The following is a 17124-nucleotide window of genomic DNA, read 5'->3' as shown; positions in this document are numbered from 1 at the left end:
CCCTGTTCCCTGTTCCCTGTTCCCTGTTCCCTGTTCCCTGTTCCCTGTTCCCTATAAAACTTGGCAATTGCTGTAATTGTATGGTATATTTCCGAATAAATTAATAGCGCTAGAGTAAGTTGTCCGATCATGATAGATACCACCCAAGCCGCCTATCTTCTAGGTATTTGTCCTCAACGAGTTCGCCAACTCCTGAAAGAGGGCAGAATTCAAGGAGCCGAAAAAGTTGGTCGCTTTTGGCGGATTCCCCTATATAACGGTATGCCCAAGATAGTTCCCGGTAGCCGAGGACCACAAGGCTCCTGGAGAAAACAGCCCAGCAAATCCCTGACTCACATCTACCTCAACTCCGAAGTACTTCACAAGAATGAAACAAACCATACAACAGACCCAGTGATTACAGTTAAACGGGGTAATCGCGATATCAACTGTCATTATGTAGAAATAAGCGGGCCATCCCGGTTAGTCTATCGACCCGAGTCTCCCAAGAATGGTGGTGCCACCCTTTGGATAGAGGTTGAGCCTAATGTGGAGGTTGTAACTAAGGTTTTTGGTCAGTATTAACATGTTTAGAATTAAGCTCAACCACTTCTAGGGTGTATCCTCTTTGCTTAGCAATCCGCTTAGCTTTGGCTTGGGCTTGACTAAAGGAATCAAATTTGAGTGCTCCCCCTGGATGAGGACACCAATTTAACCGTTCCATGCCACCTAATAACTCTAATGAGGCTAGGTAATTAGAGCTATTGGATTCAAATAATACGTACCTAGGTCGGGATGAAGTGCTGTTAGTACCGTCGTGAGATTCTTGGCGACGTTGTTGTTTTAGTTTTGATGCACGACCCATAGCAGACCTCTAGAAAACTAGTGTTGACTGTTTAAAAATTATTATTCCAGGGGCAAGTCATTAGTGACGAAAGTCAAATTTTAGTTTGACCAAAGATAGTGTAAATCCAGGACAAACCCAGGCAAAACCTCCTCCCCTGATAAAGTCTTAGGAGAGTTTAACACCTCCACCACTTGACCTGGTCGATAAATTTCCACTTGCCATGATTGAGGATTGATTAACCAGCCCAGACGTACCCCATTTTTTAGATATTCCTCCATCTTGGCTTGAGTCACCGTTAACCTATCAGTTGGAGACATTAATTCTAGCACAAAATCCGGGCAAATCGGTGGAAACTTCTGGCGTTGCTCTGGTTTAAGTGCATCCCAGCGTTGTTGTTTAATCCACGCTACATCGGGAGAACGGTCAGCACCATTAGGGAGTTTAAAGCACGTCGATGAATCAAAAACTTTACCTAGCTTAGTTCGTCGATTCCAGATCACAAAATCAGCATTTATTTCTGAATTACGGTTACCAGTTTCTCCGCCAGTAGGTGACATAATAATCACTTCTCCCTTGGCATTGCGCTCAAATTTAATCTCCGGGTTATTTCGACATAACTGATAAAATTGGTCATCAGTCAGTTCAATAATAGAGTTGAAACTTACTGTAAAAGCAGTCATAGTGATTTTTGGAAATTATCTAACAGATTTAACAGTAAATATTGCTCACATCTTGCTTACTTATAAAAAGCGATGCTTGCTACGAGCCGCTACGGCAACCCACAATAATCCTAGGCTTACCAAAGATAGTGTAAATCCAGGACAAACCCAGGCAAAACTTCCTCCCCTGATAAAGTCTTAGGAGAGTTTAACATCTCCACCACTTGTCCTGGTCGATAAATTTCCACTTGCCGTGCTTGAGGATTGATTAACCAGCCCAGACTTACCCCATTTGCTAGATATTCCTCCATCTTGGCTTGAGTCACCGTTAACCTATCAGTTGGAGACATGAGTTCTAGCACAAAATCCGGGCAAATCGGTGGAAACTTCTGGCGTTGCTCTGGTTTAAGTGCATCCCAGCGTTGTTGTTTAATCCACGCTACATCGGGAGAACGGTCAGCACCATTAGGGAGTTTAAAGCACGTCGATGAATCAAAAACTTTACCTAGCTTAGTTCGTCGATTCCAGATCACAAAATCAGCATTTATTTCTGAATTACGGTTACCAGTTTCTCCGCCAGTAGGTGACATAATAATCACTTCTCCCTTGGCATTGCGCTCAAATTTAATCTCCGGGTTATTTCGACATAACTGATAGAATTGGTCATCAGTCAGTTTGATAATGGAATTAAAATTTACTGTAAAAGCAGTCATGGTGATTTAAAATGTATAATGGTAGAAACTATTTGACTTATTATCAATTTCCACAGGGATGATACAATCAGCACTATTATTTCTGACATTATTCACAGTAGTGCTAACCGGATAAACATTCATCTTTTCAGCATCATAGGGAATCAGTAGTGGCTGTAATAGCTCCCGTTGACTTACCTGATTATGCAGCCATAAATCATAATCCCTAGGTTCTAATATGACTGGCATCCGATCATGAATCGGACTAATAATTTCATTAGCTACTGTGGTTATAATTGTACAAGAAGCAATTATCTCACCTGCTGGATTTTTCCAACGATCCCAAAGTCCTGCAAAAGCAAACGGACGCTTATCTTTCATCTGGAAATACAACGGTTGCTTCTTGCCATCCTTTCGTCGCCACTCATAAAAACCATCCGCTACAACCAAGCAACGCCGACGACGGAATGCACTGCGAAATGCTGGCTTTTCTGCTACCGTTTCTGCTCTAGCATTAATCAGCTTTGCCCCAATTTTAATATCCTTTGCCCAACTAGGAATTAAACCCCAACGTAACAATTGCCATTGTCGCTCACTATCGTTTGAGGGGTTTAATACTGTTGCTACCAGCTGAGTAGGGGCAATATTGTAGCTAGCCTCCTGGGTTGGAACATCATCTAAATTAAAAGCTCGCCCTAGGCTTACCCCTAGAGTTGTCAGGGTGAATCTACCACACATACTGGACGTGATTTAGTATTTATGTACTATTTTAGAACCCAGTTATCCGTCCTGAGTGCTACAAACCAGCAAGCCTGTATTAACCGTTCGCGTAGCGTGACCTACGGCCAATCGCAATTAAATCAGTAATTCAATTATTTGTGGCTGGACGCTCTGGCCAGTTTGTTAGTTTCGTCCCTTACTGGAGCAGCGTTCAATTAATAGACCTTGACAAAATTAGCAATATAATCAGCAATTACCCGATTCCCGATTCCCGATTCCCGATTCCCGATTCCCGATTCCCTGCGCGCAGCCCTATAGTACGGGCAACCAGTCCGGTCACCCGTAGAACCGTCAACTGTCAACGAACCATCAATGTCTTAAACATCTGTTTCGCTAAACTCACGATTCATGTGGTCAAAAGGCTGATCAACAAATCCGATATTCCCGATACCAGCTTCTGTTGCCATTGCTTTGACCATATCTTTCATAATCTCAATCCCACGCACCGTTGGACCGATTGGCACACCTAGGGAATTATAAGTTTCCCGCAACCCTTGTAAAACCCGCTCATCCAGGACATTGGTATCACCAGCAACTAGGGCATAACTAGCATAGCGCAGGTAATAATCCAGATCTCGTAAACAAGCAGCATAACGACGAGTTGTATAAGAATTGCCACCTGGACGCAACAGTTCAGGAACTTCCTCATACAGTTGTGCTGATGCTTGCTTGACAATAGAAGCAGCATTGCCATTGATTAAAGTAGCTACAGCCACCCGAGCGGTGCCAGTTTCAAAGTAAGACTTAAGTGAATCGATGGCATCCCGATCTAGGTAGCGACCTGAGCTATCATAATTCCTAATCAAGTTTGTGACTAAATCCCTCATTAAATTATTCTCCCAACAACAATCTTGATAATTTTGATTTACTATTGGTGTCTTGCCTAGATTTAGGGCGAGAACTCAACAGATACAGAGCGCTACATTATGCGCCCCACAGGAGTTAAACAGCAAGTTCAATGTTTACTTAACTCCAGACGCTATAATTGGCTGGAGCTAAGCGTATACATATCTTTCATCACTAGATTGTACCCTGTTGCTTGTTGCTTTCATCCTTAATGCTTCTTTAGAATTCGGCGTTGCCCACCATCGATAGGACCGATTAATTGCGCAAGAGACTCCCAGAGGGGGGAAACAGGGAAACTAGAACCGACCGACCAAATGCGCCACTAATCACATTGCCTATATAGAGGCCATATAGAGAGATTTAGACAAAACCTTCCGTTAACCAGAGCCTAGTCTTGCCATGGGCTCCCTTGCTGAGCAGACAAAGACCTTCTCTTGAGCCTTTGTTGTAGCCTTTTTGCCAACCTGACTGAGTCTAGAACTCGAAAATTTAATTTTTTATTCATATGAGATCCGATCATCTTAGGACATTCTGTATTGTTAGATACATAATGTCCTACTTTCTATCCCTAGGATGAGTCAGGAATCAGGGAACTACAACTTTTCACTGTTCAAGGGAAAAGCAAATCAAGATGCTTTTAAGGAAATCGTGCTCCTTGCACCACTCACAAAAAAAGTATCTCCCCGCGAATAACTGACTCGGATGCTTACCTAGCCAGTCCTCGGTTTGGGAAAGGTTCAGTGTCGCCAATTTTGGTAGATTCACGTGCCTCAAGTAATTTTCTAAGATTGTTTCTTTGTAAACAAACGTAAAGCTGATCAAAGGAGTCATTCATGCCTGAAACCCCACAAGACGTCTTGAAAATGATTCAAGACGAAAACATAAAAATCATCGACCTTAAATTCATTGATATGCCAGGGATCTGGCAGCACTGCTCGTTTTACCAAGACCAAATAGAAGAGAGTTCCTTTGACGAAGGAGTTCCCTTCGATGGTTCAAGCATTCGGGGTTGGAAAGCAATCAACGAATCTGACATGGCAATGGTTCCTGATCCCACAACGGCTTGGATCGACCCATTCATGAAAGAACCAACCCTGAGCATGATTTGCAGCATTAAGGAACCGCGCACTGGGGAGTGGTACAGCCGCGATCCTCGCAGCATTGCTCAGAAAGCCCTTGACTATCTGAGCAGCACTGGCATTGGGGATACCGCCTTCTTTGGTCCAGAGGCTGAATTCTTTGTGTTTGATGATGTTCGCTTTGACCAAACCGAGAGCCAGTGCTACTACTATGTAGACAGCGTTGAAGGTCGTTGGAATTCTGGTCGAGAAGAAGCAGGTGGTAACCTCGGATATAAGCCTCGCTATAAAGAAGGTTATTTCCCTGTTGCTCCCACAGACACCCTGCAAGACATGCGTACCGAAATGCTGCTCACCATGGGAGAGTGCGGTGTACCCATTGAAAAGCACCACCACGAAGTCGCTACAGGTGGACAGAACGAGTTGGGTATCCGCTTTAACACCCTAATTAAGTCTGCTGACGATCTGATGATTTATAAGTATGTCATCAAAAATGTTGCCAAGAAGTATGGCAGAACTGTCACCTTCATGCCCAAACCAATCTTTAACGACAATGGTTCCGGGATGCATACCCACCAATCGATCTGGAAGGATGGGCAACCCTTATTCTGGGGTGATGGTTACGCCAACCTAAGTAAAATGGCGCTCAATTACATCGGTGGTTTACTCAAGCACGCCCCGGCTCTGTTAGCACTTACCAACCCCAGCACTAACTCCTACAAGCGACTAGTACCTGGGTTTGAAGCGCCCGTGAACTTAGCTTATTCCCAAGGTAACCGTTCAGCTTCCATCCGCATTCCTCTATCTGGCACCAATCCCAAGGCCAAGCGGTTAGAGTTCCGTTGCCCTGATGCCACCTGTAACCCCTATCTCGCCTTCGCTGCCATGCTCTGTGCTGGTATTGATGGGATCAAGAACGAGATTGATCCCGGTGATTCTCTAGATGTGGATATTTACGACCTCTCTCCAGAGGAATTGAGCAAAATTCCATCCACCCCCGGTTCTCTAGAGGATGCTCTGGCAGCCTTAGAAAAGGATCATGCCTTCTTGACTGAATCAGGAGTATTCACCGAAGATTTCATTACCAACTGGATTGAATTCAAACTAGACAACGAAGTCAATCCCATGCGGTTGCGGCCTCATCCTTACGAGTTCGCACTCTACTACGATGTCTAGTACTTTGTCAATGGTTAACTAAGACCATTAGCCATCCTTAAGGGTGGCTTCTTTATTTATTTGTAACTCTTTATTAATTAATATTTCAGATCACTCAGAAGTGACGAACACGTTGGAGGTTTGTACAGGTTAAATGTTGCACCCCACTCATCTTAGATTGATGTTATTACTGAATCACGCTTTTTGCTACTACGATCTCCAGTAACTTCTTATGTTAGAGACTACAGTAGACTGGGGGTATCTTCGGTGAAACTTAGAAATAATTCCTGTCCCCAATTCAACGACCGTTCCCCTATCGGATCAGACGTGGGTTTGGTCCGGGTATAGCTAATAAAATCTATGACAGTTGCATATCCTCACAAATCAAACAACGGCATGGGTGCTCGTGAAATCCTGCCACATGTGGTACGCGATCGCAAACTTCACCTGGTCATGCTCAACCGCTATCGCTACAACGAACAACACAGTTGCCTGGATCTCACGGATTTGGTAGAAAAGCTGGATGGTCAGCCAAAAGAGCTCGTGCGGGATCTATCTCATCACATTGCTGACGAAGCTCGTCATGCCATGTGGCTGACTGACCTACTCATGGAACTAGGAGCAGATATTGGTAAGCCCCCTGGAGTGTCCTACATCAAGGAATTTGATCGACTAATCGACCAGGAAAGCTATAAACAACAAGGAAAGCTCAACGATGGACTGATCGCTGGTTTGGCAGCGATTAATGTCACCGAAAAACGGGGATGTGAGTACTTCTCAGCCCACATCAAAGCATTGAAAGAGGCACCGAAAACTGAAGAAAATATTAAGATTATCAAAACCATTGAACGGATTTTCCCAGAGGAAGTTGGTCATGTCCGTTGGGGGAATCGGTGGTTGGCACAAATTGCCAAGAAAAGCCCAGAACATCGACAGAAGGTCGAACAGGCAAAGCGCCAGTATGTAGCGATAGAACAGGCGGCTTATGAATCTGGTATAGATCTGATGGCAGGTGCTGAACTGCGCCGAATCAATAACTTGCTGGAGGTTGCCAATACCTTGCCAGTGTGGGAACGTCCTCAGTACCTGATCGAGCGCTTACCCCAAACCTTGCTAGCCCCTGAACTACAAATGACCAGGATTCAGGTAGCACAAAAGGCTTGGCAGCAAGATCCACAAGGGTTTATAGAAAAATTTGTGCCAATGTTTTTGAACGGTCTGAATCAGGTATCTAAAAATCAGCAAAAAGCTGTCTCCTAGAAAATTGCTCAAGCAGTCAGAAGCTGATCAAGCGCCTTTGTTAGTGTTGTGGTCTCTCAAAGGTAAAATCTAAGAAAAGGGTTCAAGGCAAAAGGTTAAGGCAAAATCATTTTTTACCCTTGACCCTTTCCTTATTACCTGTCTAACCTAATTCCATGTCTCGACCCTTGATTTAAGAAAATTAACCAACGTGTCAAGAAGCATAGCTACAGGTGATACTGGGTCTTAGGCAAACCCCAAGACCAGCACAGAGAAATTGATTATGACAAACCCACAGCCGAATCCTGACACTCTATCTAGTCAAGACTTGTCAATGGCAGAAATCGTTGCCAGTGAGTTCAACCAGACTATGACTGCCGTTAACTATGTCGAAAACATTGAAACGGTCATCTCCAGCCTGGAACAAAACAATAGCGCTATGGTAAGCCACAGTGAAGAAGGCTACTTGTGGAAGTTTCAGTACGGTAGCGTGGAAGTATTCGTTCAGCTCACTGGTTCCACAGATGATGATACCTTTACAGCTTGGTCTTCTGTGATGAATCTACCTGCCAAGGACGAGGCAACATTGATGCGCAAGCTCCTGGAAATGAACTGGTATGACACCTTTGAATCTCGCTTTGCTATTGTTGAGGATCAAGTTGTCGTGTTATCCACGCGAACTGTTGCTGAATTGTCCCCAGGAGAAATTTCTCGCGCCATTACCGTGGTAGCCACTATTGCCGATGACAATGATGACTTATTACAAGCTGAGTTTGGTGCGGCCTAGAATCTTCTGATTCAAGTTGATGTTAGCACACAGGTGAAGGCTTGTGACAGATAAAGCTTAAAACATACCAGTTAATCAATAGCGCGAACAAATCAGCCAACAATGGCATTGTTTCATACTTCAGACTTACCACTTGAGACTTCTGATAGTTCAGACTTAGCACTTCAGAGTTCATCCTGGCGTTTAATTCCCTTACTACAGGCATCAGGGCGGCTTCAGATGGCCATTGACCAGTGGCTACTAGCCCAGCACCAACGGGGAAAACATTCCCCAGTATTGCGATTTTATACCTGGGCATCACCAACCATCTCTCTTGGCTACCATCAACGCCGTTGGCCTGAGTTCTGGGAACAACTCACTTGGGCATCACAACCAGTAGAGCTGGTAAGGCGTCCCAGTGGTGGTAGAGCTGTGCTACATCAGGGAGATTTGACCTATATGGTGGTTAATTCCGGATTGACTGGTAAACGTCTTGATGCCTATCACCAAATTTGTGAGTTTTTGATTCAGGGGTGGCGCTCCCTTGGTGTAGAGTTGCACTATGGTTCAGCTGGACGGGGGTATATTAACAATCCCAACTGTTTCGGGACTGCTACTGGTGCCGATTTAGTGTTGGCAGATGGTTCTAAACTGATTGGTAGTGCTCAATTGCGCCGTGGTAATGTGATTTTGCAGCATGGCTCAATTCGCTTAGAACCAGATGCTCGACTGTATACTCACGTGTTTGGGAAAGCCCCCCCTCCCTTTCATCTACCCATGGCTCAACAGGGAGATACCTTAATAAACATTGTGGTGGATGCCCTAACTCATGCTGCTGCTGATTGTTTTGGTGTGGAGTTGGTAGAGAAGCCTTTATCAAATCAGGAGTGGCAAGAAATTCTGGCTTCGGTAAATAGCCCATCAGATCAATAGCTCATCAGAACAAATCTGCTTGAACACCCATAGTTAAGGCTGATTAGAAAGCAGACAAGGACAAGTTTTTATCATGGGTATTAATCTATAAATGATTCGGCAAAGCCGTTCGCGTTTGGCCGTAGGCTAAAGCGTGGCCGGAGGCCTCCGCTGCGCGAACAGGACTTAAGCAAAAGTAGGTAACAAACTCGCTTATGTCTGAAGTTACTCCCAGAAATGACTTGGGGGTGATGACTTGTAAACTCCGAATCTTGTTCCGAGCCAAATATACTCCTGGCTCGTTTCTCAATCTTTGACAATAACTGCCATAAATACCGCCTCCTGTCAGTATTTTCCCTGAGGGTAAGTTCAAGGTAAGTTTATATAATCCTAAACAAGCACCTTTTTCAGTAATAGCTTCAAATATGCACCAGCACAGATGAATCAGGTTACCCATTTTTTTGTCCGGCTTAGGGTTTGCTAACTTTAATAAGTTAACTCATTTATTAAAATCAATTTATAATCACTAAATTTTATAGAATTATAACTCAAAAAAAATATTTTATTTATTAAAATAAAATTATACTTAGACATGGTTAAGGGATAATAAATTATAGATATTTTTCAATTTATGAGTAAATCGATTTGTGTTGATAGGACCCTAAGCCAGTGACATACGATCAAGACAAAAATCTCATCTTAGTTGTAGATGATACACCCACCAATTTATCAGTCATATCCCAGGCTTTGCACAATTCTGGTTTTACGGTTGCTGTGGAAACAGATGGTGAAAGCGCGATTGAACAAGTTAACTATAATCAACCGGATCTAATTCTATTGGACGTAATGATGCCAGGAATTGATGGATTTGAGACTTGCAAAAGACTAAAAGCAAACCCATTAAATCGAGACATCCCGGTAATTTTCATGACCGCACTGACTGACACAGTTGATAAGGTCAAAGGTCTTTCCATCGGAGCCGTCGATTACATCACCAAACCCTTTCAACAAGACGAGGTATTGGCTAGAGTAAGGATACATCTACAACTAAGACATTTGACTAGAACCCTTGATGAGCAAAATGCCCGTTTGAAAGAAGAAGTTGCGGAACGTGCGGCGGCGGAAACGAGGTTAAGTAAGACTTTCCAACAGCTTAAGGAAGCCCAAGAGCAAATTATTGCCACAGAGAAACTAGCATACCTCGGCACGTTAACTGCAGGGGTTGCCCATGAACTGAGGAATCCTCTCAACTTTGTTAACAATTATGCCGAAGGTTCGATGGAGTTAGCTGAGGAACTCATCGAAGAATTTAAAATGCAATTAGAGCATATAGAAACAACAACAGCTAGCTATATCAAAGAAACCTTGACAGAACTGCGAGACAATTCTCTCGCTATCAAACGTCATGGTCAAAGAGCCGAGGGCATCATTCAAAGTATGATGCAGCATGCTCGAACTGACAGTACTCAACTCCAACTGACTGACCTCAATACTGTATTAGCCCAAGCTATCCAGTTGGCTTATCACAGTGTTCGTGCCAAGAATCATCAGTTCAATGTCACGATTAAAACTGACTATGATGATTCCATTGGTCAACTGGAGTTGGTGTCTAGTGATATTAGTCGTGCCTTCATTAACATTATCGAAAATGCTTGCTATGCCCTCCAGAGCAAGCAGAATAACATCGGTGAAGCATTTACCGCCATGCTTTGGGTGAAGACATTGCGCTTAAGTGACTCAGTAGAAATTCGGATTGGTGATAATGGTACTGGTATCCCGCCTGAAATTAAGGAGAAGATCTTCCATCCTTTCTTTACTACTAAACCTACGGGAGAAGGAACAGGCTTAGGATTATCCTTAACCTATGATATTATCATTGGACAGCATAGAGGAACACTGAATGTAGACACTGAATTGGGAGCTTATAGCGAATTTATAATTTGTCTACCCTTAAGGAATTTAGACAGCAGCAACTGAAAGTCCTTTGGTTATCAGACATTTACAAACCAGCAAACATAATCAAATAACTTTACTACTATAGACTGTTACTTAGTCAAGGGTTAATGGGAATTATATAGATATATCACGTCCGGTATTTTAGTAGTGTTCATAATAAACGTTTTTTTTGTAATGGCTAATAAGTCATGGCTAATCGGTCATGGCTAATAAGTCATGGCTAATAAGTCATGGGTAAGCCAAATTCCAAATTCCTTATTTTACTTATTACCCATTACGAACTATTAAAACTAAATGGTAATCCTCAATGGGAGATAAAATTACATGACATCTGCAAAAAAAATCATCCTTGTTGTGGATGATGAGCTGGAATTAGAACGTCTCATAAAACAGCGACTTAGAAAACGGATCAGAACTCAAGAGTTGGACTTTTTATTTGCGCATAATGGCTCTGAAGCGCTCGAAATCCTAAAATCTTCAAAACGAATAGATCTGCTCTTAACTGATATCAATATGCCTGAGATGGATGGTCTGACTTTGCTAGGGTTTATCCCTGAAGTTGACCCAACACTTAAAGCAGTGGTGGTATCAGCTTATGGGGATATGAAAAATATTAGGACAGCGATGAACCGTGGTGCTTTTGATTTTCTGACCAAACCAATAGATTTTCAGGATTTGGAAATTACCATCAATAAAACCCTAAAGTTTGTCGCTCAAGTTAGAGAACAACAGCAGCAAATCCGACAGGCTCATAAACAGCGTCAACTTTACTTGCAGGAACTAATCAAAGCTAAAGAAATAGCTGAAAAAGCTAACTATGCTAAGACCCAATTTATAGCCAACATGAGCCATGAGTTTCGCACGCCTCTAAATATTATTATTGGTAATAGTGAGTTATTACAAGCTCGGGCTCAAAAGTCGGATCCAGAATACTTTATTCCCCGGCTAGAGAAGATTCAAAACTCTAGTTGGCATCTGCTGAATTTATTTAACGACATACTTGACCTATCGAAAATGGAAGTAGGTGAGCTAGAAATCAATGAAGAAAATACAGAGATATCCTCATTGATTGAAGAAGTGATAAGCAATGTGCGTCCTTTATCGGAAAAGAACAACAATACCTTAGAAGTCATCTATTTGAACAACCCTGGCAGAATCCGTACTGACCCCACCAAAATGCGCCAAATCCTGCTTAACTTTCTCAACAACGCTTGTAAATTTACAGAGCATGGCACTGTTAATTTGATAGTCAAAAAGAGTGATGGGACAGCAGAGATTGACGATCAATTTAATTTAGAATCTACAATGATTCCTGATCTTGGTCAACACCAAAGAACTAAACCATCAATCACATTTCAAGTCAGTGACACCGGTATTGGCATCAGTCCAGAGCAACATTCAAAGATTTTTGAACCGTTCACTCAGGTAGATGAGTCGGACACCCGCAAGTATGGTGGGGCTGGCTTGGGTTTAGCGATCGCGAAAAAACTCTGTCATCTGATGGGGGGTCAGATAACTGTGGACAGTGAATTGGGTAAGGGAACGACCTTTACCGTTTCCCTACCCATAGAATTGGTTTAACAATCATTATTCATTAATGATTTTTACCCAATGGTTATCCTTGTATCCTTCAAGCTACCCTACACCGAATACGGGGCGAACAACCGTAGGCCAAAAGGTCACCCGTGCCCGTTCAACCTGCAACCCTCAATCCTAAACCGTCCTTAGAGCTGTATCAATCCACTGCTTCAGGGTGGGTAGCACTTCCTCAACGGAGAGTTCTGTCGATGTGTGGGTAGCCCGTTCCACCACTTCTACTTTGCCATCTTTAAGGGATCGCCCAGTCACAATCCGGTAGGGAATCCCAATTAAATCAGCATCTTTAAACTTGACCCCAGCTCGTTCGTTGCGGTCATCAAGCAGGGTTTCGATACCTGCTTCATTGAGTTGAGTGTAAAGTTTTTCTGCTGCTGCCATCTGCTGGGTATCTCCCACATTCGGGATCGTGATAATCACATGGTAGGGTGCGATCGCAACTGGCCAGATAATCCCATCCTTGTCATAGGATTGCTCTACAGCTGCTTGAGCTAACCGAGACACTCCCACCCCATAACAGCCCATACATAACGGAATTTCTTCCCCTTGCTCACTGGTGTAGGTAGCCCCCATCACAGATGAGTATTTCCTCCCCAACTGGAAAATATGGCCAACTTCAATTCCGCGAGCGCTTTGTAGGGTTTGATTCGGGTCATGGATGGCGCGATCGCCTGGACTCGCCTTACGGACATCCACCACTAGCTTCGGTAACTGGAATTGCTCACCCCAATTGGCACCAACTACGTGATAGCCTGACTCATTGGAACCAGTAGTAAAGTTTTTCAGTTCCACTGCTGTTTGATCTACCAACCGCAAAAACTGAGGCGCAATATCTTTAGTTGGTTTGATGTAATCATCTGCCAAATCAGGTGCCATGTAGCCCAAAGGTAGAGGTTTCGATGCCCATTTTTCCTGGGTAGCCACCTCTGGTACGGTCATGGCTAAAACCGTTGTGGCATCGTATTGGTCTGCCAATTTCACCAGTTCATTCTGTAACTTCACCTCATTTACATCTTGATCCCCCCGAATGCTCACCAAAACCAACACCGTCATCCCGTTGTCATAGACAATTTGGTAAAGAACATTTTTAACCACACTAGTGGCAGAGCACTTCAGAAATTGACAGAGGGTATCAATAGTTGAGGTGTTTGGAGTTTCTAGTTTTTCATAAGTGTTATAGGGTGAGGGCTCTAGGTCTGGTGGTAAGGAAACTGCTTTTTCCACATTGGCAGAATACTTGCCATCCTCCGTGTAGAGAATCTCGTCTTCCCCAGCATCAGCCAGAACCATAAATTCTTGAGAACCCGAACCCCCAATCGCCCCAGAGTCAGCCTCAACCGCTCTAAACTCCAAACCACTGCGGCTAAACATATTTCGATAGGCTTGATCCATCGCCTGATAAGTCTTTTTCAGGCTTTCTTCATTGGTATGGAAGGAGTATGCATCCTTCATAATGAATTCCCGTCCGCGCATCAGGCCAAATCGGGGGCGAATTTCATCTCGGAACTTAGTTTGAATTTGATACAAGTTTAGAGGTAATTGCCGATAGGAGCGAATCATGTCCTTAGCAATAGTAGTGATTACCTCTTCATGGGTTGGTCCAAGTCCCAATTCCCGCTTTTGTCGGTCAATCAGAGCAAACATAATGCCCTCAGCTTTCGTATAGGTGTCCCAACGACCCGATTCTTTCCACAGCTCAGACGGTTGTAGCTGAGGCAGTAGACACTCTTGAGCACCTGTGGCATCCATTTCCTCCCGCACAATCTGAGAAACTTTTTTCAGGACACGCCACATCATGGGTAAATAGGCGTAGATGCCACTGCCAATACGTCGAATATAACCCGCACGGAGCAAAAGTTTATGGCTGGGGATTTCTGCTTCCACTGGGTCTTCCCGCAGTGTCACCAACAGCATCTGAGACAGTCGCATTACTTACTTCCTTTTTAGACCAAACCACCATTATCTCATCAGTTTAAAACTTTCATCAACAGTATGTCAGCCACGATTGACAAACTCTTCACCCTCTGAGAAGGTATGTGATTATATGCTAGTTTCTAGTTTAATTTAAATTAGCATAATCGTGATTATAGACATTTTAGCTCGCGAAGCTTTACGTTTCCTTGGTTACCATCGGAGCTTTAAATAAACTAGATAGAAATAATATCAACCAAAGCAACCAATCCTATATTAACCAGATTATTATGGATAACAAAAAAAATATTAAATACGTAACTATTTATAAATTTATTCAAACATATATCAAGAAAACCAAACTATATTTTAGTGAGCGTCATCAAACCTATTTATAATAAAATCTATGATAAATTACATATAGTTAGTTAAAACTATAAAATTTTCTGGACCTAGTTTAGTTTTTTAATATTTTTTAAGGGATTTTGCAATTTATTTTTAATGGTTAAAATGATCATTTTAACCATTAGCTAAGACTATTAATTATACTAATACTAATTGTCTCAAAAACAAATTATCGATAAGGTCTAGTTTTACAAAACACCTTAAGCTAGGACTAAGCTGACTAGTTTTACAGATAATCATGCTTCCAGACAAAGTATAAAAATTTTATGAGCTGGAAGACTTATCAGATTTATAGCAAAAAATGCAGCAGTAAACAAAAAAAAATAATAATTATCTTGATATTGTATGTATATTGGCAATTAAAAATAATAAAATAAAATCATAAAAATAATACTCTTAATACTCTCAAAACGAGATACTTAATTAACGGATATCAGTAGATGGATAAACTCCTTAGCGCTTAGAATTACCTAACCCATTGCTGAGGAGTATGAACTAAAACTAAATATGCTGTCATGTACAGCATTGTAGACGTAAAATTAGTGTTGTAACCAGTAGAGAAACCTCAGGAATATACCCTAGATGAATTACTAGCCAATGAAGTCGAAATCAGTGAAGAGGTTCACTGGGGTAAACCAGAAGGTCGAGAGGTGTGGTAGGCTTCTGTGAGTGCGAATTACCTTTTGGACAACTTCTAGTCACCAAAAAAGGAACAGATTAAACTTTGGGTATTGAACTACGCAGTTACGTATACATAGACAGCTTGCAGCCTCAGCACGCCGCTTACATGGGAACAGTAGCGTTAGGATTTTTGCCCTTACCAGGAGATACCTCCCTTTGGATTGAAATCTCACCAGGTATTGAAATTAACCGGATTACCGATATTGCCCTCAAATCCACTGCCGTGCGTCCAGGAGTGCTGGTGGTCGAACGGCTTTACGGACTTCTAGAGGTGCATGCTAATAAACAAGGGGAAACCCGTACAGCTGGCAAAGCAATTTTAGATGCACTAGGCGTCCGGGAACAGGATCGGCTCAAACCTCGGGTCATTTCTAGCCAAATTATCCGTAATATTGATGCCCACCAGACCCAGTTAATTAATCGCACACGGCGGGGTCAAATGTTGCTAGCAGGGCAAACCCTATATGTATTAGAAGTTGAGCCAGCTGCCTATGCCGCCCTAGCTGCCAATGAAGCAGAGAAATCCGCCTTAATTAACATCTTACAAATTAGTGCAGTGGGCAGCTTTGGACGCCTCTACCTAGGCGGAGAAGAACGGGATATATTAGCAGCGTCTCAAGCAGCGCTGACAGCTATTGAAAGCGTGAGTGGTCGTGAACATCCTGCTGCCAAGCGCAAGGAATAGAAAGGAATTCTTGCTGACCTGATCCCTTAATGTAGTGCCATTGAGTTAAAGTCTTTGTTGGCACCGCTACATAATGTGAAGGAGAACCTCAATGGCCAATCTAGAACATCTTGCTCTACTCAAACAAGATCCATTGAGATGGACAGAATGGAGAAAGACAAATCTAGATATAGAACCAGACCTTAGGGAAGTTAACCTCAATGGGGCTAACTTTGAAAGAGTAAACTTAGCAAAAGCTAACCTAAAAAAGGCAAATCTAGGCAATATTAAACTGATTAGCGCTAACCTCAGCCAAGCTAACCTCAGTAATGCCAATCTCCAAGATGCTGAACTGATCAAAGCTAAACTGATCTCGGCAGAGCTAATTGGGACTAAACTTATAGCAGCTAACCTGATCTCGGCTGACCTAAATGGTGCCAATTTAATTGGGGCTGACTTGACCCTAGCTAACCTCATGGAAGCTGATTTGAGTAATGCTAACCTAATTGGCACTAGCTTGCTCAAAGCTAATCTCTCAGAAGCAGATTTAAGTGGGGCAAAGCTAAGACGGACTAACCTGGTTGAGGCTAACCTTATGGCTGCCAATCTCTGCCATGCTAATCTGAGCAATGCTAATCTTCATCAAGCTGAACTGATTGGGGCTTACCTATACAAAGCTGAGTGTCCAGGGGCTAACCTAGCAGAAGCTCACCTGAGTGGAAGCTATCTGTTTGGAGCTAACCTAGCAGAGGCAGACCTTTACGGGGTTGACATTAGATGGGCGAACCTTACTAAAGCTAATTTAAGCGGGTCTAACCTCACTACAGCTAAGCTGAGGGGCGCTAACCTCAGTAAAGCTAACTTAACTGGGGCTACTATCATTGAAGCTGAACTAAGCCAAGCTAATCTAAGGGAAACAATTATGCCTGATGGAACTATCCATCCTTAGATCACCAC

Annotated in this window: 17 protein-coding genes; 9 read left to right on the top strand and 8 right to left on the bottom strand. The window is 42.9% G+C overall.

All coding sequences use genetic code 11. From position 1 onward, the window contains the following. The first annotated feature begins 129 nt into the window (after positions 1-129). Complete coding sequence (locus AC4II3_RS06275) at positions 130-564, top strand: helix-turn-helix domain-containing protein (RefSeq protein ID WP_070396139.1); 435 nt, start codon at positions 130-132, stop codon at positions 562-564. On the opposite strand, the gene AC4II3_RS06270 is transcribed toward AC4II3_RS06275, so the two are convergent. The 6 genes from AC4II3_RS06270 to apcB form a co-directional block, all read right to left on the bottom strand. Beyond that, complete coding sequence (locus tag AC4II3_RS06270; RefSeq protein ID WP_488011331.1) at positions 542-844, bottom strand: hypothetical protein; 303 nt, start codon at positions 842-844, stop codon at positions 542-544. The two genes, AC4II3_RS06275 and AC4II3_RS06270, sit on opposite strands and share 23 nt — an antisense overlap. 80 nt (positions 845-924) lie before the next feature. Further along, positions 925-1506, bottom strand: a complete 582-nt coding sequence (locus AC4II3_RS06265; protein WP_488029132.1) for a Uma2 family endonuclease — start codon at positions 1504-1506, stop codon at positions 925-927. Between the two features lie 116 nt (positions 1507-1622). Further along, the gene (locus tag AC4II3_RS06260) at positions 1623-2198 is read right to left on the bottom strand and encodes a Uma2 family endonuclease (protein WP_488029131.1); all 576 of its coding nucleotides are present in this window, start codon (positions 2196-2198) and stop codon (positions 1623-1625) included. Positions 2199-2204: 6 nt separating this feature from the next. Further along, entirely contained in the window at positions 2205-2915 is a 711-nt protein-coding gene (locus tag AC4II3_RS06255; protein WP_488011325.1) for an SOS response-associated peptidase, read from the bottom strand. Positions 2916-3112: 197 nt separating this feature from the next. After that, positions 3113-3259, bottom strand: a complete 147-nt coding sequence (locus AC4II3_RS06250; RefSeq protein ID WP_488011323.1) for a hypothetical protein — start codon at positions 3257-3259, stop codon at positions 3113-3115. A gap of 15 nt (positions 3260-3274) precedes the next feature. Beyond that, positions 3275-3784, bottom strand: a complete 510-nt coding sequence (gene apcB / locus AC4II3_RS06245) for an allophycocyanin subunit beta (RefSeq protein ID WP_293025858.1) — start codon at positions 3782-3784, stop codon at positions 3275-3277. An 852-nt stretch (positions 3785-4636) separates the two neighbouring features. On the opposite strand from apcB, the gene glnA reads away from it, so the two are divergent. From glnA to AC4II3_RS06225, 4 genes are all read left to right on the top strand, one after another. Beyond that, on the top strand, positions 4637-6058 hold the full coding sequence (gene glnA / locus AC4II3_RS06240) for a type I glutamate--ammonia ligase (RefSeq protein WP_488011320.1): 1422 nt from the start codon (positions 4637-4639) through the stop codon (positions 6056-6058). A gap of 339 nt (positions 6059-6397) precedes the next feature. Beyond that, positions 6398-7297, top strand: a complete 900-nt coding sequence (locus AC4II3_RS06235; protein ID WP_488011318.1) for a ferritin-like domain-containing protein — start codon at positions 6398-6400, stop codon at positions 7295-7297. A 262-nt stretch (positions 7298-7559) separates the two neighbouring features. After that, complete coding sequence (locus AC4II3_RS06230; RefSeq protein ID WP_075905208.1) at positions 7560-8063, top strand: YbjN domain-containing protein; 504 nt, start codon at positions 7560-7562, stop codon at positions 8061-8063. A 102-nt stretch (positions 8064-8165) separates the two neighbouring features. Next, a complete protein-coding gene (locus AC4II3_RS06225) occupies positions 8166-8975 on the top strand; it encodes a lipoate--protein ligase family protein (protein WP_488011315.1) in 810 nt (269 codons plus the stop codon). 85 nt (positions 8976-9060) lie between these two features. Here the strand turns inward: AC4II3_RS06225 and AC4II3_RS06220 are convergent, their stop codons facing one another. Beyond that, on the bottom strand, positions 9061-9411 hold the full coding sequence (locus tag AC4II3_RS06220; RefSeq protein ID WP_488011313.1) for a hypothetical protein: 351 nt from the start codon (positions 9409-9411) through the stop codon (positions 9061-9063). A 212-nt stretch (positions 9412-9623) separates the two neighbouring features. Here AC4II3_RS06220 and AC4II3_RS06215 point away from each other — a divergent pair, with 212 nt between their 5' ends. Together AC4II3_RS06215 and AC4II3_RS06210 are read left to right on the top strand one after the other, a co-directional pair. Further along, on the top strand, positions 9624-10931 hold the full coding sequence (locus AC4II3_RS06215; protein ID WP_488011311.1) for a hybrid sensor histidine kinase/response regulator: 1308 nt from the start codon (positions 9624-9626) through the stop codon (positions 10929-10931). Between the two features lie 303 nt (positions 10932-11234). Continuing rightward, a complete protein-coding gene (locus AC4II3_RS06210) occupies positions 11235-12491 on the top strand; it encodes a sensor histidine kinase (RefSeq protein ID WP_488011309.1) in 1257 nt (418 codons plus the stop codon). Between the two features lie 132 nt (positions 12492-12623). On the opposite strand, the gene proS is transcribed toward AC4II3_RS06210, so the two are convergent. Then, positions 12624-14435, bottom strand: coding sequence for a proline--tRNA ligase (gene proS, locus AC4II3_RS06205; RefSeq protein ID WP_488011307.1), 1812 nt, complete (start codon positions 14433-14435; stop codon positions 12624-12626). 1111 nt (positions 14436-15546) lie between these two features. Here proS and ccmP point away from each other — a divergent pair. Continuing rightward, on the top strand, positions 15547-16188 hold the full coding sequence (ccmP, locus tag AC4II3_RS06200; protein WP_044491860.1) for a beta-carboxysome protein CcmP: 642 nt from the start codon (positions 15547-15549) through the stop codon (positions 16186-16188). Between the two features lie 91 nt (positions 16189-16279). Continuing rightward, complete coding sequence (locus tag AC4II3_RS06195) at positions 16280-17116, top strand: pentapeptide repeat-containing protein (protein ID WP_488011305.1); 837 nt, start codon at positions 16280-16282, stop codon at positions 17114-17116. Positions 17117-17124 lie beyond the last annotated feature (8 nt).

It is taken from the genome of Moorena sp., assembly GCF_982860115.1.
The sequence above is the reverse complement of the archived record's forward strand: the minus strand, read 5'-3'. Positions and strand labels throughout refer to the sequence as shown.